General features: G+C 36.2%; 27 protein-coding genes. 2 read left to right on the plus strand and 25 right to left on the minus strand.

What is annotated here, in order from left to right:
- Positions 1–6: 6 nt before the first annotated feature.
- From NG809_RS02690 to udk, 18 genes are all read right to left on the minus strand, one after another.
- Positions 7–1,185, minus strand: coding sequence for an acetyl-CoA C-acyltransferase (locus NG809_RS02690; RefSeq protein ID WP_262147845.1), 1,179 nt, complete (start codon positions 1,183–1,185; stop codon positions 7–9).
- A 136-nt stretch (positions 1,186–1,321) separates the two neighbouring features.
- On the minus strand, positions 1,322–1,702 hold the full coding sequence (locus tag NG809_RS02695; RefSeq protein ID WP_262147846.1) for a hypothetical protein: 381 nt from the start codon (positions 1,700–1,702) through the stop codon (positions 1,322–1,324).
- Between the two features lie 170 nt (positions 1,703–1,872).
- Positions 1,873–2,955 carry a hypothetical protein gene (locus tag NG809_RS02700; RefSeq protein WP_262147847.1) on the minus strand — a complete coding sequence of 361 codons (1,083 nt, stop codon included), beginning with the start codon at positions 2,953–2,955 and terminating at the stop codon, positions 1,873–1,875.
- Between the two features lie 76 nt (positions 2,956–3,031).
- A complete protein-coding gene (locus NG809_RS02705) occupies positions 3,032–3,715 on the minus strand; it encodes a hypothetical protein (RefSeq protein WP_262147848.1) in 684 nt (227 codons plus the stop codon).
- Positions 3,681–4,235 (minus strand): RNA polymerase sigma factor, encoded by a 555-nt coding sequence (locus NG809_RS02710; protein ID WP_262147850.1) that lies wholly within the window; start codon positions 4,233–4,235, stop codon positions 3,681–3,683. The genes NG809_RS02705 and NG809_RS02710 overlap by 35 nt, the downstream gene beginning before the upstream one ends.
- Positions 4,236–4,343: 108 nt before the next feature.
- A complete protein-coding gene (locus NG809_RS02715; RefSeq protein WP_262147851.1) occupies positions 4,344–5,726 on the minus strand; it encodes a nucleoside permease in 1,383 nt (460 codons plus the stop codon).
- 15 nt (positions 5,727–5,741) lie between these two features.
- Positions 5,742–6,341: a bifunctional nuclease family protein gene (locus NG809_RS02720; protein WP_262147853.1), complete on the minus strand. Its 600-nt coding sequence runs from the start codon at positions 6,339–6,341 to the stop codon at positions 5,742–5,744.
- A gap of 190 nt (positions 6,342–6,531) precedes the next feature.
- Positions 6,532–7,479, minus strand: a complete 948-nt coding sequence (locus NG809_RS02725) for an electron transfer flavoprotein subunit alpha/FixB family protein (protein ID WP_262147854.1) — start codon at positions 7,477–7,479, stop codon at positions 6,532–6,534.
- A gap of 118 nt (positions 7,480–7,597) precedes the next feature.
- Positions 7,598–8,344 (minus strand): electron transfer flavoprotein subunit beta/FixA family protein, encoded by a 747-nt coding sequence (locus NG809_RS02730; RefSeq protein ID WP_262147855.1) that lies wholly within the window; start codon positions 8,342–8,344, stop codon positions 7,598–7,600.
- 140 nt (positions 8,345–8,484) lie between these two features.
- A complete protein-coding gene (locus NG809_RS02735) occupies positions 8,485–9,192 on the minus strand; it encodes an SDR family oxidoreductase (protein WP_262147856.1) in 708 nt (235 codons plus the stop codon).
- 80 nt (positions 9,193–9,272) lie between these two features.
- Positions 9,273–10,199, minus strand: a complete 927-nt coding sequence (locus NG809_RS02740; protein WP_262147858.1) for a T9SS-dependent choice-of-anchor J family protein — start codon at positions 10,197–10,199, stop codon at positions 9,273–9,275.
- Between the two features lie 132 nt (positions 10,200–10,331).
- On the minus strand, positions 10,332–11,711 hold the full coding sequence (locus tag NG809_RS02745) for a dipeptidase (protein WP_262147859.1): 1,380 nt from the start codon (positions 11,709–11,711) through the stop codon (positions 10,332–10,334).
- A gap of 126 nt (positions 11,712–11,837) precedes the next feature.
- Positions 11,838–12,116 carry a hypothetical protein gene (locus NG809_RS02750; RefSeq protein WP_262147861.1) on the minus strand — a complete coding sequence of 93 codons (279 nt, stop codon included), beginning with the start codon at positions 12,114–12,116 and terminating at the stop codon, positions 11,838–11,840.
- Positions 12,117–12,239: 123 nt separating this feature from the next.
- Positions 12,240–13,373, minus strand: coding sequence for a class I SAM-dependent methyltransferase (locus NG809_RS02755; RefSeq protein WP_396124797.1), 1,134 nt, complete (start codon positions 13,371–13,373; stop codon positions 12,240–12,242).
- 24 nt (positions 13,374–13,397) lie between these two features.
- Entirely contained in the window at positions 13,398–13,781 is a 384-nt protein-coding gene (locus NG809_RS02760; RefSeq protein WP_262147863.1) for a GxxExxY protein, read from the minus strand.
- Positions 13,782–13,865: 84 nt separating this feature from the next.
- A complete protein-coding gene (locus tag NG809_RS02765; RefSeq protein ID WP_262147865.1) occupies positions 13,866–15,029 on the minus strand; it encodes a methylmalonyl-CoA mutase family protein in 1,164 nt (387 codons plus the stop codon).
- A gap of 86 nt (positions 15,030–15,115) precedes the next feature.
- Positions 15,116–15,472 carry an FtsB family cell division protein gene (locus NG809_RS02770; RefSeq protein WP_262147866.1) on the minus strand — a complete coding sequence of 119 codons (357 nt, stop codon included), beginning with the start codon at positions 15,470–15,472 and terminating at the stop codon, positions 15,116–15,118.
- Positions 15,473–15,482: 10 nt separating this feature from the next.
- Positions 15,483–16,097, minus strand: coding sequence for a uridine kinase (gene udk, locus NG809_RS02775; protein WP_056031542.1), 615 nt, complete (start codon positions 16,095–16,097; stop codon positions 15,483–15,485).
- A 211-nt stretch (positions 16,098–16,308) separates the two neighbouring features.
- Here udk and NG809_RS02780 point away from each other — a divergent pair, with 211 nt between their 5' ends.
- The gene (locus NG809_RS02780) at positions 16,309–16,602 is read left to right on the plus strand and encodes a type II toxin-antitoxin system RelE/ParE family toxin (RefSeq protein WP_262152549.1); all 294 of its coding nucleotides are present in this window, start codon (positions 16,309–16,311) and stop codon (positions 16,600–16,602) included.
- Between the two features lie 9 nt (positions 16,603–16,611).
- Complete coding sequence (locus NG809_RS02785) at positions 16,612–16,896, plus strand: addiction module antidote protein (RefSeq protein WP_262147870.1); 285 nt, start codon at positions 16,612–16,614, stop codon at positions 16,894–16,896.
- Positions 16,897–17,023: 127 nt separating this feature from the next.
- On the opposite strand, the gene NG809_RS02790 is transcribed toward NG809_RS02785, so the two are convergent.
- The 7 genes from NG809_RS02790 to NG809_RS02820 form a co-directional block, all read right to left on the minus strand.
- Positions 17,024–17,329 carry an ATP-dependent Clp protease adaptor ClpS gene (locus NG809_RS02790; RefSeq protein ID WP_262147872.1) on the minus strand — a complete coding sequence of 102 codons (306 nt, stop codon included), beginning with the start codon at positions 17,327–17,329 and terminating at the stop codon, positions 17,024–17,026.
- A gap of 11 nt (positions 17,330–17,340) precedes the next feature.
- The gene (locus NG809_RS02795; RefSeq protein ID WP_262147874.1) at positions 17,341–18,699 is read right to left on the minus strand and encodes a hemolysin family protein; all 1,359 of its coding nucleotides are present in this window, start codon (positions 18,697–18,699) and stop codon (positions 17,341–17,343) included.
- A gap of 328 nt (positions 18,700–19,027) precedes the next feature.
- Positions 19,028–19,891: an ATP synthase F1 subunit gamma gene (gene atpG / locus NG809_RS02800; RefSeq protein WP_262147876.1), complete on the minus strand. Its 864-nt coding sequence runs from the start codon at positions 19,889–19,891 to the stop codon at positions 19,028–19,030.
- A gap of 72 nt (positions 19,892–19,963) precedes the next feature.
- On the minus strand, positions 19,964–21,541 hold the full coding sequence (atpA, locus tag NG809_RS02805) for a F0F1 ATP synthase subunit alpha (protein WP_262147878.1): 1,578 nt from the start codon (positions 21,539–21,541) through the stop codon (positions 19,964–19,966).
- Positions 21,542–21,613: 72 nt separating this feature from the next.
- Entirely contained in the window at positions 21,614–22,153 is a 540-nt protein-coding gene (gene atpH, locus NG809_RS02810) for an ATP synthase F1 subunit delta (RefSeq protein WP_262147880.1), read from the minus strand.
- A gap of 2 nt (positions 22,154–22,155) precedes the next feature.
- The gene (locus tag NG809_RS02815; protein ID WP_262147882.1) at positions 22,156–22,650 is read right to left on the minus strand and encodes a F0F1 ATP synthase subunit B; all 495 of its coding nucleotides are present in this window, start codon (positions 22,648–22,650) and stop codon (positions 22,156–22,158) included.
- Between the two features lie 102 nt (positions 22,651–22,752).
- Positions 22,753–22,971, minus strand: coding sequence for an ATP synthase F0 subunit C (locus NG809_RS02820; protein ID WP_007844726.1), 219 nt, complete (start codon positions 22,969–22,971; stop codon positions 22,753–22,755).
- Positions 22,972–23,003: the final 32 nt, after the last annotated feature.

Raw genomic sequence — 23,003 nt, forward strand, 5'->3', positions numbered from 1 at the left:
ACAATCTTATATATTTTCAATAACGATTGCAGAAGCCCCGCCTCCACCATTACAGATTGCTGCAGCACCGTATTTGCCGTTGTTTTGCTTTAAAACATTGATCAAAGTAACGATAATTCTTGAACCAGAACTTCCAAGTGGATGACCTAAAGCCACTGCCCCGCCATTCACATTAACTTTGGCAGCATCCAATCCTAAGATTTTATTGTTTGCCAAACCAACTACAGAAAATGCTTCGTTAAATTCAAAGAAATCAATATCTGAAACTTCCAAACCTGCCTTTTTAAGAGCGATCGGTAATGCTTTTGAAGGCGCCGTTGTGAAGTTTTCAGGCTCGTGAGCAGCGTCTGCATACGAAATGATTTTTGCCAAAGGTTTCAGACCTAATTCTTCCATTTTCTCTTTAGAAACAAGAATCAAAGCAGAAGCACCGTCATTTAAAGTAGATGCATTCGCTGCCGTAACTGTTCCTTCCTCTTTTTTGAAAACCGTTGGAAGCGTTGGCATTCTGTCGAAATTTACCGCTTTGTATTCTTCATCTTCAGCGAAAATTACCGGATCTCCTTTTCTCTGAGGAATCGATACGGGAACAACTTCTTCAGCAAATTTCCCTTCGCTCCATGCTTTTGCTGATCTTTTGTAAGATTCAATGGCAAAATTATCCTGATCTTCTCTTGAAAAACTGTAATCTGTAGCACATTTTTCTGCACAAACACCCATGTGTACTTTGTTGTAAACATCTGTAAGTCCGTCAAGTACCATTCCATCCTGCATTTTTACGTCGCCTAATTTTGTAGCGTTTCTTGCATTATAGTAATGAGGAACCATCGACATATTTTCCATACCTCCGGCAACGATAACGTCTGCATCACCGGCTTTAATAGCCTGTGCAGCCATTGTCACAGCCTTCATTCCTGAAGCACAAACTTTGTTGATGGTCGTTGAAGGCGTTTCGTTTGAGAGTCCAGCTCCTAAAGCAACCTGACGAGCCGGAGCCTGACCTTCACCTGCCTGAAGAACGTTCCCCATGTAGATTTCCTGAACGTTTTTCGGGTCAAGATTAATTTTGTCTAACGCTCCTTTTACCGCTGCAGCTCCCAGTTTTGTAGCCGGAACTGTCGATAAACTTCCCATAAAACTTCCCATTGGAGTTCTTACTGCGGAAACAATGAATACTTCTTTCATATGTAAATTTTTATTGTTTTTTAAAGGTCATATGCAATCGCCATCACTTATCAAAAGTGGTTTTTTGGATTGGAAAATACGGCGATTTCATATCTTTATTTATTTTTAATTTTATAATTATTCTATTTTTAGCTTTCTATTTTCTTGTTTTTGCAAATAACATAATTAATGCTCCTAAAAACTCAATTGCCCAGCCCCATTGTAATTTAACAGTTCCGGCTAAAGCTTTTGTCCATGATTTAAAAGGGAGAAAGCTTAAGTAGCTCGAAGCTTGATATTTTACAGCAAACAAAGTGAATACAAACAGGATCAGCAGAAAAACAGCGAATGTATTTACGAGTTTTCCTCTGTTGTTTACGATCCCGAAAAGTGCACAGGCGGAGAATATCCAGCAGAAAATTGCCAGAAAATGATCGAGTTGCCAATAGTTCCAGTTTCCGATGATGGGAACGTGAACGAGTGGAAGAAAGCTTCCGACAACTACCAAAATCAATCCTAAAAGCTGTAAGTTTTTCATTATTAATTTTAAGATTTAATATCAATCTTAGAATGCCAAAGTACAAAAAAAAACATACTTTTTGTAAGTATGTTTTAAAATCAAATAATTCAAAATGAAGATATTATTTAAATAAAATTAGGTATTTAAAATTATCAATTATTTAATATTAATTTAAATATATTGTCAATTTAAAAATTAACACTCAACAATTCCAGACCAATCTGAAGACCATATTTGCTTGTAAGCAATGCATCATCGTTAAAAGTCGGGGTAAAATCTTTCTGAATATACAATCCTATGCCACCATATCCGATTCCAAATTTACCTCCGACCAGAAAATTAGTAACACCGTTTGCCACAGTTTCCCTTTCTACAATTCTTTTAGAATATTCAGTTGAGTATTTGTTGTAAATCACACTCGCGGCCTTCACACCGCCGTATAAACCTGCTACTACGTAAAACTGCGTCTGTCTGTTATCCACATATTTCACATTTTCATGCTCTACATATTTAGGATTGAGAACCCATTTCAATTCTAAGGGCACCAAGATGTAAGAATTATTTAAGCTTGTTCTCTTAACAGACCCTTTCGTAAAATCCTGCACGAAAAGATTTTTATCATCCTGCGCAAAAACTTTACCATATTTTGGCGTAAAATAATCCGTTCTTGAGCCAATTCCTACACGATAAAATACCGGGCTTCTGAAACCTCCCAATTGATTTTCATATCTGAGAGAAAAATTAATAGAATTATAGACCGTATTTTTAACATCAGAATCTTTGCTGTAAAACCTGAAAGGCTCGTCTTTGGTAGTCAAATTAGCACCTACGAAACTCACCGAAAGCTTCACAGAATGCAGATAATCTTTGGGAAGCAACACTCTTTTTCCGTTGAATTGAATTTTTCCGCTAAAAGGCTCAAAAGATAATCTGTATTTTCCTTCAGGATTTAAAACTGCGTTTTTTACCAACTCCTGCGTAGCACTTTCAAGTTCAGATTTCTCGTTTTCAATCTTTTCATTGATGATTTGCTCGTACTTTTCGGCAATTTCTTTTCTCTGTTTTAATCTTTCTTCAGTTACGGCAACTTTATTTCCTCTTAAATTCTCATCTACTTTATCAAGTTCAATATTCATTTTAGATTTTTCGGATAAGATAATGCTGTCAATTTTTTTTGTGTAATAATGCATTTGAGTATGCACATTGTGATCCTGAGCGAAGGCAAAAGCAGAAAGAAAAATAGTTGCGATTAAAGTAATTTTAGTTTTCATAAAAGTTTATTTTTAGACATAATTATAGTTCTGTTTAGCAGTAAACAGTTTATTTTAAAGACACTTTTATAAAAGATTATTCTGTAGTGGCAGAATCCGCAAAAACTTTGACTCCGAAAATCCGCAGTGAACCAGGACGTTTGATTTTTAATTTTGAAGCATCTACAACACCAAACTGCTCACTTCTATTGGATTCAACTCTGGTTTTGTCTAATTCTCTGCCCAAAAGTAATTCGTCTGCATTGGTGTAAGAAGTTTTTTTCTTTTCAGTTATAATGGTTTTGAAACTAATATTCTCGGGCTTTTGTAATGCGATAACAGGAGTTTCAATAGATTTTAATTGTTTTTCTATTATTTCTAAACGTTTTGGAGCCTGTATTTTTTTGATTGAATTTTCAGAAACAAATTTGTTTTGATTATCATCTAAATCTTTTTTATTGAGAACAGATTCCTTCGTAATTTCTTCGTTTGCAACTGCCGATTCTACAACTTCTGTAGGTTTAAAATTATTTTCTGCAGGACTTTTAATAACAATTATTTTATTATCTAAAGGCTTGTCTTTATTAAAATAAAATAATCCTCCTACAGAAATAAAAAGAACAATCACAGCAGCATATTTCCACCAATGAAAAGTGTGTTTTTGAACTGTTTCACCACCTGAATCCAAACCATCTTCAATCTGATTCCAAAGATTGGCAGAAGGCTTTATTTCGAGATCTTCGTAATCAGTTTTTAACTGTTTCAGTATTTTTTTGTCCATTTTCTTTTGCTTTTAAATAATCTGCAATCCACTTTTTGGCTTTGCTGAGTTGGCTTTTGCTGGTTCCTTCTGTAATATTCAGAATTTCTGCGATTTCCTGATGTTTTTTGTCTTCAAATACATAAAGATTAAAGATCAATCGGTAACCCGTCGGCATTTGAGAAAAAATCTCTTCGATGTTGATTTTATGAAAATTTTCGTCTGAATCTTCTTCGAAATAATCATCAGCAACTTCAATATCGGAATACAGAATATTTTTGTTTTTCCTGATGAAAGTGATGGAATCATTCACCACAATTTTCCTCAGCCAAAAAGGAAAACTCTTCCACTCTTTGCAGTCATTGATTTTATTGAAACATTTCAGAAAAGCATTCAGTAAAATATCTTCCGCATCATGAATATTATTGGTGTAAGAATTCGCAACCGCCAGCATTTTAGCTGAAAACAAATCGTAAAGCGCTTTCTGAGCTCTCCGATCCTGCTTTTTGGCGAGTTTAAAATTCTTTTCTAAATCCTTCATGTATCAGTTTCTATCTATAAGACGATAAAATTTGAAAATGGTTGCCCGAAAATAAAAAAAATTGCACTTTTTATTCAAAAGTGCAATGTCTAAATTGATTGTTCATTACTAATGACTTGCGTTTTCAACCGCTTTCGGGTCGTGTTTATGTTTAAATAAAACCCAGAAAAGAATGGCCAAAACAAGTGCGTAAGCTGCAAAAGAAATCCAGATATTGTGCCAGTCTTTCATCATTACGACTGATGATAATGTTCCGTCAGGATTTACTGCTGAATGGAAACTTTCCTTTAAAATATTTAAGAAAGACTGATTATCCGGTGTTGTTTCCAGATAGGTCGACAATTCCGTAACGGTCGTAAACTTATGCGTAAAAAATTTATCAATCGCCCAACCTGCGATGTAACTTCCGAAAACAGCTCCGAAACCGTTGGTCATCATCATAAACAAGCCTTGTGCGGAAGAACGGATCTTTTTATCTGTAGTGGTTTCCACGAAAAGAGAACCTGAAATATTGAAGAAATCGAACGCCATTCCGTAAACGATACAGGACATAATGATCAACCCTAAACCATAACCCTCAGGTATTCCGTAGGCAAAAAATCCGAATCTTAAAACCCATGCAAACATGGAAAAAAGCATTACTCTTTTAATCCCAAATCTCTTCAGGAAGAACGGAATTGCCAGAATAAATAAAGTTTCAGAGACCTGAGAAATCGACATGATAATTGTTGATCTCTGTACTACAAAAGAATCTGCGTACTTTGGAAAATGCGAAAATTCACTTAAAAATACATCTCCATAAGCGTTGGTCAACTGTAAAGCAGCGCCCAAAAGCATTGAGAAAAGAAAGAAAAGTGCTGTCTTATAATTTTTGAAAAGTTTAAAAGCATTTAATCCCAATTGTTCTGATAAAGGTGCGTCTTTATCGATAAGCTTCTGTGGAGGACATTTAGGCAACGTTAAAGCATAAATACCGAGGATGATTGCGGCTACTCCGGCAATGTAAAACTGCCCTTCTGTAGCTTTGTTTCCTGTAAGATTGGTGATCCACATGGCAACGATGAAGCCTACCGTTCCCCAGACTCTGATCGGTGGAAAATCTTTTACCACATCCAGATTACTGTTCTTTAAAACTGTGTAGGAAATTGAGTTTGCCAATGCAATTGTAGGCATGTAAAAACACATCGCCACGAGCATTACCGTAAAAAATGAATTTGGATTATCGCTGTGAGGCAACACGAAAAGTGTGAGTCCGTAAAGGATTTGCAATGCTGAGAAAATTCTTTCTGCATTAATCCAACGGTCGGCAATAATTCCGGTGATGGTAGGCATAAAGATCGATGCGATACCCATAGTGCCGAAAACTGCTCCAAATTGTGTTCCGTCCCACTGTTTTGTGCCGAACCAAAAATTCGCCATCGTAATAAGCCACGCTCCCCACACGAAAAACTGCAGAAAGCTGAGGACGGTCAATCGTAATTTTAAATTCATCTTTTATGTAAAATTCTAATCTATTTTCTTTTTTCTCCTTTTGATTTCCTCCTGAATTTCAAGAGCGGTATCAAAATCTTCTTCTTTCACGGCATCTTCCAGTAATTTCTGAAGCTCTTCCATCGAAATAGAAGTGAGGCTGTCTTCAGAAGCTCCGATTTCAGAAAAAGCTTCGTCTTCTTTGGCTACTTCTTCCAATTCAAGCAAAATTCCGGCTTCGTTTAAAACCTGTTGGGTGGTGAAAATGGGTGCATCAAATCTTACAGCCATCGCAACGGCATCCGAAGTTCTTGCATCCAAAATCAATTCTTCTTCAGTTTCCGAATTTTTAAAATTGATATTTGAAAAAAATACACCGTCTACAATCTGATAAATGATCACAGAAACCAATTTATAATTCGTGGAAACAATAAATTTTGTAAATAAATCGTGGGTAAGCGGACGCGGCGGATGAATGTCTTTTTCTAAGCCTAAAGAAATGGATTGTGCTTCGAAATTCCCGATAACTACGGGCAGTTTAACGTTTGTTTCTTCATGTTCCAATAACAATGCGTACGCTCCAGATTGCGTCTGACTGTACGATATTCCGCGTATGATTAGCTGTTTATAATCCATGGCTACAAATATAAATTAATTTTTTATTGTAGGTTTTACTTTTTAGACAAAAATAAAAGCCCGGAAGCCGAGCTTTTATCGTATTTGTTTAAATTAGTGAAGGGTCAATTGTCAATTTTGCTACGCAAGTGAATTATTAAAATTAAAAAATTGACAGACGAAGCGAATTGACCATTCACAATTCACATTCTTATCCTTTAATTGCTTTAATTTTCTCATTTAAGGCTGGAAGGATCTGGAAAGCATCTCCTACAACACCGTAATCAGCTGATTTGAAGAACGGAGCTTCAGCATCACTGTTGATTACCACGATAGTTTTTGAGGAGTTTACTCCAGCCAAATGCTGAATTGCTCCAGAAATACCGATTGCGATGTATAAATTTGGAGAAATCGCTTTACCTGTCTGCCCAACGTGCTCTGTGTGAGGTCTCCATCCGATGTCTGAAACTGGTTTTGAACAGGCTGTTGCTGCACCTAAAGTATTGGCAAGATCTTCCACCATTCCCCAGTTTTCAGGACCTTTCATTCCTCTTCCCGCAGAAACTACCACTTCAGCTTCTTTAAGATCCAGTTTTCCTGAACTTTGTTCATGAGAAATCACTTTCGTGTCTTCATTGACTACTGAAAGGTTTTTCACTTCCTCAGAACCAGAAACTGCATTTTCTTTAACACCAAAAGCGTTTTGAGAAACCGTTAAAATAACCCCTTCTCCTTCAGCTTTAGCATGCATGAAACCTTTTCCTGAGAACGCTTTTCTTTTTACCTGAAACGGCGACTGGCTTTCAGGAGCTTCCAAAACATTAGTAATTAATGAGAAATTCTTCATCACAGCCAACATTGGCGCTACTGAAGAAGCATCTGTTGTGTGAGGAAAAACAATAATATTTCCGTCAGCTACTTCACTTACTGCCTGAGCATAAGCTTTTGCTGAGAAATTTTTTAGACCTTCGTCTTTGATGTTGATTACGTTTGTTGCTCCATATTTATACAATAAATCTGAAGAATCTGTTGGGTTTACAGAGATTGCCGTCACGGCAGTTCCCGCCTGATCAGCCACAGCTTTAGCGTAAGAAACCGCTTCAAAAGCTGCTTTTTTGTAAACTCCGTTTATATTTTCTGCATATACGAATACTGACATTTTAATTTTGTTTAAAGTTTAAGGTTTTGTGTTCAAATTTGAGATTTGAGGTTTGAAATTTGACATTTTAACCTCGAGTCACCGTACTTGAATCTTTTTACTTTTTACCTGATTCTTATTAGATTACTTTCGCTTCCTCGTGAAGAAGTCTTACCAACTCATCTAAATTATCCGGAGAAACCATCTTTACAGCTGCTCTTGGAGGAACTGAATCGTATGAAACTCCCTGTACTTTCACCTCAGAAGAAGTAGGCTCAACAACCTGCAAAGGTTTTGTTCTTGCAGACATAATTCCTCTCATGTTTGGAATAATCAAATCTTTTTCATCTACCAAACCTTTCTGACCAGCGATTACAGCAGGTAATTTCACAGAAATGGTTTCTTTACCTCCTTCAATTTCTCTTACAGCAGTCGCCTCACTTCCGTTTACATCTAAACCAACTGAAGCGTTTACGAAAGGCTGATTCAATAACTGAGCAACCATTCCCGGTACAGAACCGCCATTATAATCAATAGATTCTTTACCGCAAAGAACTAAGTCGTAACCACCATTTTGAGCCACAGAAGCAATTTCTTTTGCTGTGGAATAGCTGTCTTTAGGGTCAAGATTTACTCTCACTGCATCATTTGCACCAATAGCCAATGCTTTTCTGATAACCGGTTCAGTACCTGCATCACCTACGTTCATCACAGTTACTGTTGCGCCCTGAGATTCCTGTAATTTGATTGCTTTCGTTAAAGCAAATTCATCCAAAGGATTGATTACCCACTGAATTCCGTTTTTGTCGAATGCAGATTTGTCTGCCGTGAAGTTAATTTTAGAAGTAGTATCAGGAACACTACTAATACAAACTAATATTTTCATATGTATACTATATTTTCTTTTTGCCGCATCCGATAAAATCAGAGAAGCAATTTTGTTTGTTAAGTGTTGTAAATATAAATAAAAAATATATTATGCATGCATAATACTTATTGAATTATTATTCAGCGCATTATAAGTTTTTAACTCTTTGGTTTTGATGCCCTAAACTCAATCTTACTCGGCAAAACCCTTGGATTCATTTTTAAAACATCAAGCACTAAATTACCCATATCTTCCGGCTGAATTTTCCATTCATCTTTTTCAGATGGAACATTTCCGTTGAAATTTGTGGCTACAGAACCCGGCATAATTACGGTAGATTTAATCTTGTATTTTCTTAAATCGATCATGGCAGCCTGTGTAAAGCCTACAACTCCGAATTTTGAAGCGTTGTAGCCCGTTCCGTTTTCAAAGAAATTGGCTCCGGCTAAACTTGCGATGGTGATGTAATATCCTTCCGTTTTTTTTAATTCAGCAACTGAGGCTTTTAAAGTATGAAAAACTCCGGTCAGATTGGTTTCAATCATAGAATTCCATTCTTCTGAACTTAATTCATCAACGGGTTTAAAAACACCAAGACCTGCATTTGCTATTACAAAATCCAGCTGGCCAAATTTTTCAGTAATTAAACTGACAGCCTGATTTTCATCATCCAGACTTCTGACATCTGAAACAATTCCCAAAACATTTTCTGAGATTTTCTTTAAATCCTGCTCTGCTTTTTCCACGTCTTCTTTTTTTCTTCCCGAAAATGCAACGGAAACTCCGTTTTTCAATAATATTTCGGCGATGCCCAAACCAATTCCTTTGGTTCCACCTGTGATGTAGGCTACTTTATTTTGAATCATTATTTAAAAATTTTAATTTCTCTAAAATAAGAAAAACGCCCCGATTGGAGCGTTTTTATTAACTAAGATTTATCAGCATTTTATTTTTTAATGAATTTTTCAGTAGTCTTTCCCTCAGCTGTTTCAATATTAATTAGATACTGTCCTGCGGGAAGTTTTCTAACATCCAATTGATTATCTTTTAAAGGCAGATTTACATTTTTACCTGCCAGATCATACACTTCAGTTTTAATAATCTTTGCATCAGTTTTGAAGTTGATGAAATCTGAAGTTGGGTTTGGATAAAGTGCGATAGTTTTACTTTTATCATCAATCTCAGAAATACTCAAAGTTGGTCTGTCAACCGAAAAGGTATCAATACCTATAATATCCGAATTAGTACCATTTACTCCTCCACTGGTCACAAAGTATCGGAAAGCAAATTTCACGGGAATTGCTGTTGTCCCTATACCAGTAATTGTAAACTGATACTGCGTCCATGTTTTTGGATAAACAAAACCTGTGGCTAAATTTGGATTTACCGTTACAGCAACATTAGTAAAACTACCCAATCCTGTAGAGCCTCCTGACGGATTTACTGTTGTAGCTGCTGTACTGTATCTCAGTTCTAATCTATCTGCATAGTCAGTAGTTCCATCAGTTCCTTTTCGGCTGTAAAAACTTATTATATCACCATCCTTAACATTTATTACTGGGGTAATTAACCAATTGCTGATAGTACCCGTACCTGTAGTACTTGTGTAATTAACTAAAGCAAAAGAATTATTCCCTCCACTTTGACCTGCCGGAACGCCCCCGATACCACTACTGAAAATAGAATTCTGGCTGGTATCTGCGGATGTATAGCTGGCCTTAACCCAAGCCCCTGTGCCACTCGGTGAACTTTGATTTGTGATGGTCCAGTCAGCGGGAAAAACTGCATCGAAACCATAACTGTAAACATTTGTCATTTGCGCTTTTCCAAGACTCAGTGACAAAAGAGTGCAAACTAATAGAATTTTTTTCATACTTAAGATTTTAACATTTTAAAGTAAATATAGTAATTACTAAGCAATTAGCAAAATGAAAACGTTAAAAAAATAAGAAATCCCTAAGGAATAATTCATAGGGATTGTAATGTAATAATTTAAAAAAGAAGATTATTTTACATAATTTTCAAAGAAAAGCGGAATACTCTCAATTCCTTTATAGAAATTAAATAAGCCATAATGCTCGTTTGGAGAGTGAATAGCATCAGAATCCAGCCCGAAGCCCATCAAAACTGATTTAGCTCCCAAAACCTGCTCAAACATTGCAGTAATAGGAATACTTCCTCCACCTCTGTAAGGTAAAACTTCTTTACCAAAAGCTGTTTCCATAGCCGTTTTTGCAGCTGAAAATTCTTTGGTATCTGTTGGAAGAACGTAAGGCATACCTCCATGATGTGGTGTTACTTTAACTTTCACATTGTCTGGAGCAATTTTCTCAAAATATTTTGTAAACTTTTCTGTAATCTCTTCCGGAGTCTGATAAGGCACCAATCTCATAGAAATTTTCGCCGAAGCTTTAGAAGGAATTACTGTTTTGGCACCTTCACCAGTGTAACCACCCCAAATTCCGTTGCAGTCTAAAGTTGGACGGATGGAAGTTCGTTCTAAAGTGGTATACCCTTTTTCACCTTCAACACCGCTCAGGCCGATGGATCTTTTGAATTCATCCGGATTGTCTTTCAACTTATTCATATCTGCTCTTTCCTCATCAGAAACCATATCTACATTATCGTAAAAACCGTCGATTAAAATACGTCCGTCGTCATCAATCAATTTTGCAATCATTCTTGAAAGCACATGAATAGGGTTGGGAACTGCACCTCCGTACAATCCTGAATGCAGGTCTCTGTTTGGTCCTTCCACTTCTACTTCCACGTAGCTTAAACCTCTCAAACCTGTAGTAACAGTAGGCTGTTCGTTGCTGTAAATATGCGTATCTGAAATTAAAATACAGTCACAAGACAGTTTTTCTTTATTTTCATTAACCCATTTTCCCAAACTTACAGAACCGATTTCTTCTTCACCTTCAATAATAAATTTCACATTACATGGAACAGAATTGGTCTTCATCATCGCTTCAAAAGCTTTCAAATGCATAAAAAACTGTCCTTTATCATCAGCCGAACCTCTGGCAAATATTGCTCCATCGGGATGAAGATCTGTCTTTTCAATATAAGGTTCAAATGGTGGTCTTCTCCACAATTCCAAAGGATCTGCGGGCTGAACATCGTAATGTCCGTAAACCAGTACCGTTGGCAGGTCGGGATTGATCATTTTTTCGCCGTAAACAATGGGATATCCATCGGTTTCACAAATTTCCACCTGATCTGCTCCGGCAGTTTTCAGGTAAGAGGCAACCAGTTCCGCACATTTCAAAACGTCATTTTTGTAAGCGGGATCTGCTGATATTGAAGGGATTCTCAGTAATTCAAACAATTCATCCACGAAACGCAGTTTGTTTTCGCCGATGTATTTTAAAGTCTCTTGCATTGTAAATTTTTATTTTGCTAAATGTAAAAAAATTGATGGTGTGGCACAAAGAAATCAAAAGATTTTTACTTTCGCCAACAAAAAAGTCCCGCATTGCTGCAGGACATTTTATATTTTAAAGAAAGCTTAGTGCCCAACAGGCTCAGCAGGAGTTTCAGCAGGTTTTGCTGTTGCTGTTGCTGTACTGTCTTTCTTCGGAGCTTCAGTTTCGTGAGCACCATGTGCAGGAGCTGCATGAGCCGGTGTTGCTGCGTGACCGTGAGCATCGTCTCCACCCTGATGATCGTCTGAGTATCTTTCTACTCCTTCTTCGAGTTTCAGCGTGTTTTTATTTCCTCCGGCCTGAATTTTTTTACAGCTTACCGCTACTGCTGCAATTGCCAAGGCTACCACTAATTTTTTCATATACAGATTTATATTTTAATAATGTCTTCTGAAATGCATTTCTGATGATTTAAAACGAAACGATTTCAGGCTAAATTTATAATTGTTCAAAAATAAGAAATATTGCATTTTTTGGCAAAGATTTCACACTGATTTTAAAATAATTTTTCCTTTTTTGGACTGTGTAAAAATAAGATACGATTCTCCGCCGTCTTTCAGCTGGTGTTTCTTCCTGATTTCCTCCGGTTTTAACGGGTAATTTTTTGAAATAATATTAAACTGTTCTTTTTTCTTAATTTGTTTAGCATCAATCACTTCCATTTCCAAAATACGTCCGGGAAAATTTTCAAGCTTAGTATCAGAAGTATAAAAATGACTGTTTGGATGAAGTTTATTTAAGTTAAAATGTTCAGAAATTAAATTAAAAATTCCTGCTTTCAGGATTGTATTATTGGGAATATAAATAAATCTCTGAGGCTCATAATAGGTTGCGGAAGCGTTTTTTTCAGCATTTATCTCAAAACTGAAATCTTTTTCACCGCTTTCGAGGTTTACGCAATTGCAGATCACTTCTCCTGAATAATTTTTAGAAAGAAAAACCACAATCTCTTTCACATCATTTTTTACAGCAATAATTTCAATCCCTGAAACATTTTTTAAAACGGAAAGCAGATATTTTAAATCAATCAGAGGCGAAAGTTTAATAATTACCTGTTCGGATATCGAAAGCAGTTGATCCTGAATTTCAAGAATATTTGGGGAAAGATCTTCAAGAAGGAAAACTTTGTTTTTATTCTGATCTCTTCTTGCGGGATCGAGATAAATTACATCAAAAATTTCTTTATTTCCAATCAGAAAATCTTCCAGTTTTTGATTGATAAAAGTTGCTTTCTTATCTAAAATCTTCCAATTGTCTTTTACAATATCTAAAAGTTCCGTGTTTTGTTCAACCAATATGACTTCGTCGAAATTTTTAGATAAATAATATGCATCAATTCCAAAGCCGCTCGTAAGATCGATGAATTTCTTTCCTTTTAAAATTTCTGATTTATATTGAGCTGTTTTTTCGGAAGAAGATTGCTCCAGATTGAGTTGTGGCGGAAAGATAATTCCATCTTGTAACAAAAACGGAAACTTTCTCTGAGCGACCTGTTTTCCTTTGATCTGCTGCACGATTTCCTGCATTGAAACATCAGGAAACGGGGATTTTTTTAATAGCAATGAATGCAAGTCTGAATTGAGATTTGCATTGATGAATTGCTGAATATCTTGTCCCACAGATTTCACAGATTTACACAGATTTCAGGAGATGTGACCATTAATTTTTCTGAATATATTTTTGTCGATGTAATCAGTATTGAAATTAACAAGTATGCCTAATTTTAAGTTTGCTAATTTCAGATAGGTCAGAAGTTGTTTATGATGAACATTCCCGATTTCTTCAATTGATTTTATTTCGATAATCACTTTTTCTTCAACAATTATATCTGCAATAAAACTGGATTCAATACACAAACCTTTAAATCTTATAGGAATCGGAACCTGAGTTTGAACTTTAAGACCTTTGTTTTGCAAATCATAAGCAAGGATTTTCTCGTAAACTTTCTCCAATAAACCTGGGCCAAGTTCATTGTAAACATCAAAAATCGATTTTCGGATGTTAAAGCTTATCTCATTTTCATTCATTAAAGTTTATTTTATATTTAAATTTGATAAACTTAAATTTGTCATGCAAATCTGTGAAAATCCGTGTGATCTGTGGGAGATTTTCTACTCAAACATTTCAGCCCATCGAACCGCTTTTATTTCAGCTAAATTGTATAAGTCGGAAATTGATTTCTTTACGTCTAATTTTGGATATAAATTCACACCAATCAGTTTTATTTTACCTTCTTCAACCCACTTTTGCTCTGCTACAGCCTGATCATAGATTTTTTTCTGAATAATTCCCTGCTTTAAAGATTCCAGATATCCACCTGCTTCTTCAAGTTCAAGGAAGAATTTCCACGATTGATCTGCAATCTGCTGAGTAATGTCTTCAACATAATAACTGCCGTTTGACGCGTCTTCAAAGACATTGATAATGCTTTCGTAAGCTAAAACTATCTGTTGTTTAAATGAAATTTCTTCTGAATTTTCGGTACTGTTTCCTATATGATAATTGTTGCTGTAAACGGCATCTGCACCGGCAATCATTGCAGAGGCCAACTCTAAAGTTGATCGGATGAGATTATTTTCGCTGTCCGCAACGGATTTATTTCTTAATGAAGTTTCTGCAAAAATGTATGGAATTAAATTTAAATCATATTCTTTTGAAAACTGATTGAAAATCAATTTGAAAGCACGGATTTTTGCCATTTCGAAGAAATAATTTCCTCCGACAGCGATTTTAAATACCAGTTTATCTAAAATTTCTGCGCCGTACATTTCGGTTAACTCTTTTGTTTTCGCCAAAGCGATTCCCAGCTGCTGTACAATCGAAGCTCCGGCGTTTTGGTGAAGAGAAATATCTACCCCAATATTTCTTTTAAACTGTTTTGCCAACAGTTCTTTTACAAGCTGATCGTTGATTTCAGCGCTTTTTTCGTCAAATACATCGATAAGTGAAAAATACTGATCTTCATCTGCAGGACTGATGTGCTCTGCTAAGTCTTTGTTATTAATAAAAATGGTTTTTTCAACCAGATTTTCAACATTCTCATTGAGCAGAAAAGCAAAAACATCTTCTTCCAGACTTTCGTGATAATTAGCTACCAAATGAGTGCTCTCCTCAATTTTTGGAAGATTTACCAATGGTTTCTGAACATCTGTGTAGAAAGCTTTTACCTTAATTCCTTCTAAATTTTCTTTTCTTAAAACAGATTCAATATCATCAGTTTTAAGTTGTTTTTTAACTAGATTTTCCCAGTTGGAGAAGGTTTCGGTATTTGACATAGGTAATGGGTAATGGGTAATGGGTAATAATTTTCGCTGACTTATTTTAAAATTGACGGCGAAGATATTTGACTATTCACAATAAACTATTTTTTAGCGACGTTTGAGCTGTCTGCAACGAGAATGAAGATTTCTTCGTTAGGCTTTTTCATAAAATAATTTTCGCGGGCATATTTTTCCTTCTCATCCTTATTATTCATGAGTTTCTTGTAGAATTTGTCATTCTTTTCGTACTCAGATTTGTAATAGATGAGCTGCTCTTCGTATTTATCGATTTCCCCGTTGATCTCGTTGATCACGAGGAATGAAGTTTTATCAAAGAAAATCATCCAGACGAGGAAAAGACCGATGGTCAGCGTGTATTTATTCAGCACGTATTTTCTGATGAATTTAATAACATCAGACTGTGGTTTTATTTCCTTGATCAGTTTGTTTTCTTTCATGAGAAGATTTTTAATGTTTTTTAAGAGAGTTTTTAATCACTGTAGTTAAGAAATCGATGGCTACAGAGTTTTGTCTCATGTTTGGAATAATCAAATCTGCCTCATTTTTTGAGGGCTCGATAAATTCCTGATGCATTGGCTTTAATGTCGTTTGGTAACGGTGTAAAACCTCGTTCAGATCTCTTCCACGCTCCTGAGTATCTCTTTTAATTCTTCTGATCAATCTTTCGTCAGAATCTGCATGAACAAATACTTTCAAATCAAATTCTTTCAGCAGTTCTTTGTTGGTTAAGACGAGAATTCCTTCCACCACCAAAACGTTTTTAGGCTCCACGGTAACGTGATCTCCTGTTCTTCCGTGCGTTACAAAACTGTAAATCGGCTGTTCAATGGCTTCGTTATTTTTGAGCGCTTTTACATGCTTTATTAAAAGATCAAAATCAATGGATTTCGGATGATCATAGTTTAAAGCTTCCCTTTCCGTGAGGGTAAGACTGTGATTATCATGATAATAATTGTCCTGAGACAGCATATTCATCCCATCAATATCAAGTTGCTGGATGATCTTGTCCACAACTGTAGTTTTGCCGGATCCTGTACCTCCCGCAATTCCTATTACAAGCATTTTTCTTTAAAGTTTTGACAAAGATAGTATTTTTTTGAAAGCTGGAAGATGGAAGTGGGAAGTTGGAAGTTTGATTCCGATAAATTTGAGATTTGAGATTTGAGATTTGAAGTTTGAGATTTGAGCTGCTATTTTAAAGTCACATTTGCTATTTTAGAATTTTCTTCTTAATTTTGTATCCAAGCGAATACACTTTTAAGATATCTATTTCATTGAGAAGACACCCGAATTTAATAAGTGGCTTAGGAAACTGAGTGATTTAAGGGCGAAAGCAAAAATTTTATTTCGTATCCAAAAATTAGAGAATGATGAACATTTTGGAGAATGGAAACCTGTGGGAGACGGAATAAACGAACTGAAAATAAATTACGCAAAAGGGTACAGGATTTATTTTAAAGAAACAGACGGAAAAATTATAATTCTGTTGGTTGGAGGCGACAAATCGACTCAGCAAAAGGATATTCAAAAAGCGAAAGAAATTGCAGCTCAAATCAGTAAAAAATAAAAAGTAAAAATGGAAACATCAAAATTTGATATAGCAGATTATCTAGACAGCAATGAAATGATTGCTGAATATTTAAATACAGTTTTGGAGGAAGGAAATGACACTCAAATTATAGCTGCCCTCGGAAATATCGCTAAAGCAGTAGGTATGACAAAAATTGCTGAAGAAGCCGGAATGAGCCGACCAAGCTTATACAAAGCATTATCTGAAGGTTCCAAGCCTCAGTTTTCAACCATTATGAAGGTCTTGAAAGCAGTTGGTGGACAAATTAGAATTGAACCATTACCTTCATAACAAATCGTGAATTGTGGAGGGTTTTGATAAATTTGAGATTTGAAGTTTGAAGTTTGAAATTTGAAATTTGAGTTTGGCTTTACAGTACAAAAAAAACTCCGACGTGTTTGCCGGAGTTTTCTTTATTTTAAACGATTTCGCTGGTTAAGCTTCGTGAAATCAGTTTTTCGTGCATGGGTTTTAAAAGATCCATAGAGCCTGTTTTTACGGTGCATTTACCTTTGAAATGAACCAACATTGTGCATTGCTCTGCCTGTATCGGATCGTGTTTGCAAATCTGAATCAGTGCTTCGATTACATCATCAAATGTATGAATGTCGTCGTTGTGCAGGATCAGTTTGTATACTTCATCTGTTTCATCCAAAACCAGAACTTCTTCTTCGTACTGTCTTTTTGGATTTTCATAATCTTTTATGGTGTTATAAAAAATCATTTCCGTACTGTTTAAACATCTAACTTATCTAAAATATCGTCGACAATATTACTGGGCTCATGATATTCCAGTTCCACCATTTCGACGCTTTTATTATTCATTTTTAAAATTTTAAAATGATAATTCTCCAAATCAAACTCCTGATTTTCTTCAGGAATATCTTCCAAAGCATGTAAAATAAATCCTGCCAACGTATTGTACTCGCTTTCTTCTGAAAGTGGTAATTTTTTCGGCAAAGAATCGTTAATTTCATCCAAAGGCTGCGTAGCTTTTACCCAATAGGTATTTTCGCCGATTTTATCTACCAGTTTTTCTTCATCATCTTCCTCATCCTGAATTTCCCCTACCAGTTCTTCCAAAATATCCTCTAAAGTAATAATTCCTTCAGTTCCGCCAAATTCATCAATTACAATGGCTAAATGCTGCTTTTTCTGCTGGAAAATCTTCAGCAAATCTGAAATTTTCTTGCTTCCTACAACGAAGAACGAATCACGCATCAGTTCACGCAGATCATCATGGCTTAAAATTCCTTTTCGCTTGACAAATTCTCTGATAATCTCTTTTGTGTAAAGGATTCCGATGATATTGTCGATAGAATTTTCGTAAACCGGAATACGCGAATATCCGCTGTCCATAATTTCGTTGATGATGGAATTTACCTCTGCACTGAAATCAATGGATGTGATGTTCTGTCTCGGAACCATGATCTGTTTTGCCGAATGATCTGTAAAATCAAATGCATTTTTGATGATTTCGTAGTTTTCTTCTTCAATTTCACCGCTGTCGGCAGATTGTTTTACCAAAAGCTGAAGCTCTTCTGTAGAGTGAATTTCCTGTTCAGAAGCCGGATGAATTTTTATTAACCTCAAAAACCCGTTAGACATTAGGTTCATCAACCAAATAAATGGTTTGAAAACCGTGTAAAAAACTCTCAACGGAACGGCTGTTGCCATTGTCGTTGCCTCTGCCTTTCTGATTGCAATAGATTTAGGAATTAATTCCCCAAATACAATATGCATCACAGTGATAATCAGGAAACTGATCACTACAGAAATGGTTGTCACAGTAGATTCAGCAAGATTAATATTTAAAGAGTGGAATAAGTTGTCTATCACGTGGTGCATCGCACTTTCTCCTACCCAACCTAAAGCAAGCGAAGCAAGGGTAATCCCGAGCTGTGTCGCAGAAAGATATTCATCAAGATGTTTGATGATGTGCTCTGCCTGTTTTGCCATTGAGTCTCCCTCAGCGGCTTTGAGTTGAATTTGGGAATAACGAACTTTAACAATTGAAAATTCTGCGGCTACGAAAAAGCCATTGAGTAATACAAGAAATAAGGCCAGCAAAAGCCTGACTATGTCCGAGTCCATTTAGAAATTATAATTTATCTTACAAAGATAGGTAAAATATGAATACGATTAAAAATGATTTTGGGATACGGGATGCGGGATGTCGGGTGCGGGATGTACGATTCGTATTATTGAACAGGATTTTTAAAAAAATCTGGTCGGCAAAATTTAATATTCAAGACTCAAAGTTCAATATTCAATGCTCATTTCCCATCTTCCATCTTCCGTCTTCCATCTTCCCTCTTCCATCTTCCATCATCCATCTTCCATCTTCCATCGTTTATCAATCATCATTAATAAAAAAAGCACCGGAAAAACCGATGCTTTTGAATATTTTAAGTAAAACTTCTTATGAATTTTTCAAGGCTTCTGCACCTGAAACGATTTCTAAGATTTCGTTGGTGATGGCTGCCTGTCTAGCTTTGTTGTAGAAAATAACCAGGTCATTTTTCAACTCCTGTGCGTTGTCAGTTGCTTTGTGCATTGCTGTCATTCTCGCTCCGTGCTCAGATGCTACAGAATCTAAAACCGCCTTGAACAATTGAGTTTTGATAGATTTAGGAATCAGATTATCTAAAATCTCAGCTCTGTTTGGTTCGAAGATGTAGTCTGTTTCTGCAGGAGCTTCTTCATTTTCCGGCATTGAGATTGGCAACAGTTGCTCAGTAGTTACTTCTTGAGTGGCAGCGTTTACAAATTTATTGTAGATCACATATACTTCATCAAAAGTACCTTCTCTGAAGCTTTTCATCACACCTTCTGTAACGTTGGCAACAGCGTCAAAATTCAGGTTGTCGAAAACAGCACTGTCGTTGGAATATACTTTACGGCTTCTTCTTACGGCATCGAACGCTTTTTTACCAATGGTAAGCACTTCGATTTCGTGGTGAGCATTATTCTGAAACTGAGTATTCAGTTCCTTTACAATTGATGAGTTGAAAGCACCTGCCAAACCTCTGTTTGAAGTAACAGCGATGTAAAGCACTTTTTTCACTTCTCTTTTTTGAGCGTAAACAGAAACCTGATCAGGATCAGAGCTTGCATTTACATTCTGAATAATCTCCTGAAGTTTTTCAGAATACGGTCTCAGCATTACAATTGCGTCCTGTGCTTTCTTTAATTTCGCTGCCGAAACCATTTTCATTGCACGGGTAATCTGCATTGTAGATGAGATTGATGTAATTCTGCCTCGTATTTCTTTTAAGTTTGCCATTCTACGGATTCAAGATTTAATATTCCGAATTCAAAATTTACTCAACTTTGAATTCGGAATTTTGAATTGATTTTAGTTATATTTTGAAGCTAAATCATTAGCTGCCTGCTTAAGAACTGCAGTGATATCGTTATCGATTTTTCCGGCTTTCAAAGCAGCCATAGTTTCAGGATGCTTGGATCTTAGGAAAGCGATATATTCTACCTGGAATTCTTTTACTTTTTTGATAGGAACGTTTCTCATCAAGTTCTCAGTACCTGCGTAAATCATAGCAACCTGACTGTCTACAGGAAGCGGAGAGTTTACCGGCTGCTTCAACAATTCCACGTTTCTTTCTCCTTTAGAGATAACTGCTAAAGTAGAAGCATCAAGGTCTGAACCGAATTTAGCAAACGCTTCCAATTCTTTATACTGAGCCTGGTCTAATTTAAGAGTACCGGAAACTTTTTTCATTGATTTGATCTGAGCGTTACCTCCTACTCTCGATACAGAGATACCTACGTTGATCGCAGGACGAACCCCTGAGTTGAACAAGTCAGACTCCAGGAAGATCTGTCCGTCAGTAATAGAGATTACGTTCGTTGGAATATATGCAGAAACGTCACCAGCCTGAGTTTCGATAATTGGAAGTGCAGTTAGAGATCCACCACCTTTTACAATTGGTCTTAGAGACTCAGGTAAATCATTCATCTGGCTAGCAATTGTATCATCAGCGATTACTTTAGCAGCTCTTTCCAATAATCTTGAGTGAAGATAGAAAACGTCTCCAGGGTAAGCTTCACGGCCCGGTGGTCTTCTCAAAAGTAGAGAAAGCTCACGGTAAGCAACAGCCTGTTTAGATAAATCATCATAAATGATCAATGCCGGTCTGCCAGAATCTCTGAAGAACTCACCGATAGAAGCACCCGCCATTGCAGAATAAACCTGCATAGGAACTGGATCTGAAGCGTTAGCTGCAACGATAACCGTGTAAGCCAAAGCTCCTTTATCTGATAATGTTTTTACGATTTGAGCTACTGTCGAAGCTTTTTGCCCGATAGCAACATATATACAATATACTGGCTGCCCAGCATCAAAAAATTCCTTCTGGTTGATGATTGTATCAATAGCAACAGTAGTTTTACCTGTCTGTCTGTCACCAATGATCAACTCTCTCTGACCTCTTCCTACAGGGATCATAGAGTCGATTGCAACGATACCTGTCTGTAAAGGCTCGGTTACCGGTTGTCTGTAGATAACACCCGGAGCTTTTCTTTCCAATGGCATTTCGTACAATTCACCTGTGATAGGTCCTTTACCGTCGATAGGGTTACCCAAAGTATCAACTACTCTACCCAACATCCCTTCTCCTACTTTGATTGAAGAGATTCTGTTTGTTCTTCTTACGGTGTCTCCTTCTTTTACCATTTTACTTTCACCTAAAAGAGCAACACCTACGTTGTCTTCTTCTAAGTTTAGTACAATACCTTCTACATCGCTAGCAAATTTTACCAACTCTCCGTATTGTACATTTTCTAACCCGTAAACACGGGCAATACCATCACCGATGGTAAGAACTGTACCTACTTCCTCAACGTTTGATTGAGTATCGAAGTTGGCCAATTGCTGTTTTAAGATCGCAGATACTTCTGCTGGATTTATTTCTGCCATTGTATGGTTGTTTTTTCTTTTTTAAATAATTTTTTATCAATCTGAACTGATAAAGATTACTTCAGTTAAAATTTAATTTAAATGAAAATCTTTCTTGATATTATTAAGCTTAGACTTCACAGAGGCGTCTACCTGCTGATCTCCTACTCTTAAAATGTAACCACCCAAAATTTCAGGTTTTACAATTACATTGATATCGAAGTTTGAGTTTGGCTTAACCAGGTTTGATGATTTCAAAATTTCATCAAGATTATCCTTTGAAAGCTGAGTCGCAGTGGTAAGAGTAACTCTCTGTACCCCGTTGATGTCCTCAACTTTATTGATAAATTCCTGAGCGATATTTTTCAAATGATTTTCTCTGCCGTGCTTGATCACCAAAGTAATTAAATTCTGGGAAACCGGCGATAGACCTTTAAATATTTCTTTTGCTACCTCTACTTTCTTTTTTGCATCGATGTAAGGTGTTTTGAAAAATTTGTTTAAATCTTCAGATTCAGACATCAGTTTCTTCACATCTTTCATTTCAGAAAATACAGTAGCTGTCTGCCCGGATTCGTTGGTGAAATTGAGCAATCCCTGTGCGTATCTTTTAGCTACTTTAGATGTAAGCATTCTTAGTTAAGGTTTGATTTGTTTAAATAATTCTGAACAAGTTCGTTTTGTGCTTCGCTGTTATCCAGTTTTTGCTTAAGGATAGATTCTGCAATGTTTACAGACAATGTACCGATTTGAGATTTGATATCTGCCATAGCAGCATTTTTCTCAGAAGTAATGGTCTGTTTAGCAGCTTCGATCATTTTTTCTCCCTCAGATTTAGCAAGATCTTTAGCTTCAGCAACGATTCTTTCTTTGATTTCTCTTGCTTCTTTTAAGATACCGTCTCTTTCGATTTTAGCCTCACGAAGAATTCTTTCGTTGTCAGATTTCAAATCTTCCATTTCTTTTTTAGCCAGTTTCGCCTGATTCAATGCATCAACAATAGATGTTTCTCTGTCGTTTACTGCATTTACAATTGGTTTCCAGGCAAATTTCCCTAAGAGAAATAAAAGGATCACAAATGTAAGCGTCATCCAAAACAAAAGGCCAATTCCAGGTTCTATAATTCCCATATCTGTAAGTTCTTTTTAAAATGTTATTTTATGGATCATTTTTTTAAAATTCTTAGCAGCTGCCAACCGCATGACTGCTAAGAATATTTTTTTGAGGATAGATTACTTGATGAAAGCACCAAAGATAATCGCAATAAGACCAGCACCTTCAATAAGACCTGCAGCAATAAGCATTGCTCCCTGAATCTTACCTGCTTGCTCTGGCTGTCTAGCGATAGCATCCATAGCGTGACCACCGATTTTACCGATACCCAGACCTACGCCTAATACTGCTAAACCGATACCTACGTAAATTAATCCTGCTCCAGTTGATAAATCCATAATAAATAAATTATATTAGTTAAAATTATTTT

Origin of the sequence: Chryseobacterium foetidum, from assembly GCF_025457425.1 — a bacterium.
Lineage (GTDB): Bacteria > Bacteroidota > Bacteroidia > Flavobacteriales > Weeksellaceae > Chryseobacterium > Chryseobacterium foetidum.

Excerpts from the sequence above, each read along its gene's own strand:
- NG809_RS02690 (WP_262147845.1), bottom strand. The coding sequence starts at position 1,185 with ATGAAAGAAGTATTCATTGTTTCCGCAGTAAGAACTCCAATGGGAAGT.
- NG809_RS02695 (WP_262147846.1), bottom strand. The coding sequence starts at position 1,702 with ATGAAAAACTTACAGCTTTTAGGATTGATTTTGGTAGTTGTCGGAAGC.
- NG809_RS02700 (WP_262147847.1), bottom strand. The coding sequence starts at position 2,955 with ATGAAAACTAAAATTACTTTAATCGCAACTATTTTTCTTTCTGCTTTT.
- NG809_RS02705 (WP_262147848.1), bottom strand. The coding sequence starts at position 3,715 with ATGGACAAAAAAATACTGAAACAGTTAAAAACTGATTACGAAGATCTC.
- NG809_RS02710 (WP_262147850.1), bottom strand. The coding sequence starts at position 4,235 with ATGAAGGATTTAGAAAAGAATTTTAAACTCGCCAAAAAGCAGGATCGG.
- NG809_RS02715 (WP_262147851.1), bottom strand. The coding sequence starts at position 5,726 with ATGAATTTAAAATTACGATTGACCGTCCTCAGCTTTCTGCAGTTTTTC.
- NG809_RS02720 (WP_262147853.1), bottom strand. The coding sequence starts at position 6,341 with ATGGATTATAAACAGCTAATCATACGCGGAATATCGTACAGTCAGACG.
- NG809_RS02725 (WP_262147854.1), bottom strand. The coding sequence starts at position 7,479 with ATGTCAGTATTCGTATATGCAGAAAATATAAACGGAGTTTACAAAAAA.
- NG809_RS02730 (WP_262147855.1), bottom strand. The coding sequence starts at position 8,344 with ATGAAAATATTAGTTTGTATTAGTAGTGTTCCTGATACTACTTCTAAA.
- NG809_RS02735 (WP_262147856.1), bottom strand. The coding sequence starts at position 9,192 with ATGATTCAAAATAAAGTAGCCTACATCACAGGTGGAACCAAAGGAATT.
- NG809_RS02740 (WP_262147858.1), bottom strand. The coding sequence starts at position 10,199 with ATGAAAAAAATTCTATTAGTTTGCACTCTTTTGTCACTGAGTCTTGGA.
- NG809_RS02745 (WP_262147859.1), bottom strand. The coding sequence starts at position 11,711 with ATGCAAGAGACTTTAAAATACATCGGCGAAAACAAACTGCGTTTCGTG.
- NG809_RS02750 (WP_262147861.1), bottom strand. The coding sequence starts at position 12,116 with ATGAAAAAATTAGTGGTAGCCTTGGCAATTGCAGCAGTAGCGGTAAGC.
- NG809_RS02760 (WP_262147863.1), bottom strand. The coding sequence starts at position 13,781 with ATGAATGAAAATGAGATAAGCTTTAACATCCGAAAATCGATTTTTGAT.
- NG809_RS02765 (WP_262147865.1), bottom strand. The coding sequence starts at position 15,029 with ATGTCAAATACCGAAACCTTCTCCAACTGGGAAAATCTAGTTAAAAAA.
- NG809_RS02770 (WP_262147866.1), bottom strand. The coding sequence starts at position 15,472 with ATGAAAGAAAACAAACTGATCAAGGAAATAAAACCACAGTCTGATGTT.
- udk (WP_056031542.1), bottom strand. The coding sequence starts at position 16,097 with ATGCTTGTAATAGGAATTGCGGGAGGTACAGGATCCGGCAAAACTACA.
- NG809_RS02785 (WP_262147870.1), top strand. The coding sequence starts at position 16,612 with ATGGAAACATCAAAATTTGATATAGCAGATTATCTAGACAGCAATGAA.
- NG809_RS02790 (WP_262147872.1), bottom strand. The coding sequence starts at position 17,329 with ATGATTTTTTATAACACCATAAAAGATTATGAAAATCCAAAAAGACAG.
- NG809_RS02795 (WP_262147874.1), bottom strand. The coding sequence starts at position 18,699 with ATGGACTCGGACATAGTCAGGCTTTTGCTGGCCTTATTTCTTGTATTA.
- atpG (WP_262147876.1), bottom strand. The coding sequence starts at position 19,891 with ATGGCAAACTTAAAAGAAATACGAGGCAGAATTACATCAATCTCATCT.
- atpA (WP_262147878.1), bottom strand. The coding sequence starts at position 21,541 with ATGGCAGAAATAAATCCAGCAGAAGTATCTGCGATCTTAAAACAGCAA.
- atpH (WP_262147880.1), bottom strand. The coding sequence starts at position 22,153 with ATGCTTACATCTAAAGTAGCTAAAAGATACGCACAGGGATTGCTCAAT.
- NG809_RS02815 (WP_262147882.1), bottom strand. The coding sequence starts at position 22,650 with ATGGGAATTATAGAACCTGGAATTGGCCTTTTGTTTTGGATGACGCTT.
- NG809_RS02820 (WP_007844726.1), bottom strand. The coding sequence starts at position 22,971 with ATGGATTTATCAACTGGAGCAGGATTAATTTACGTAGGTATCGGTTTA.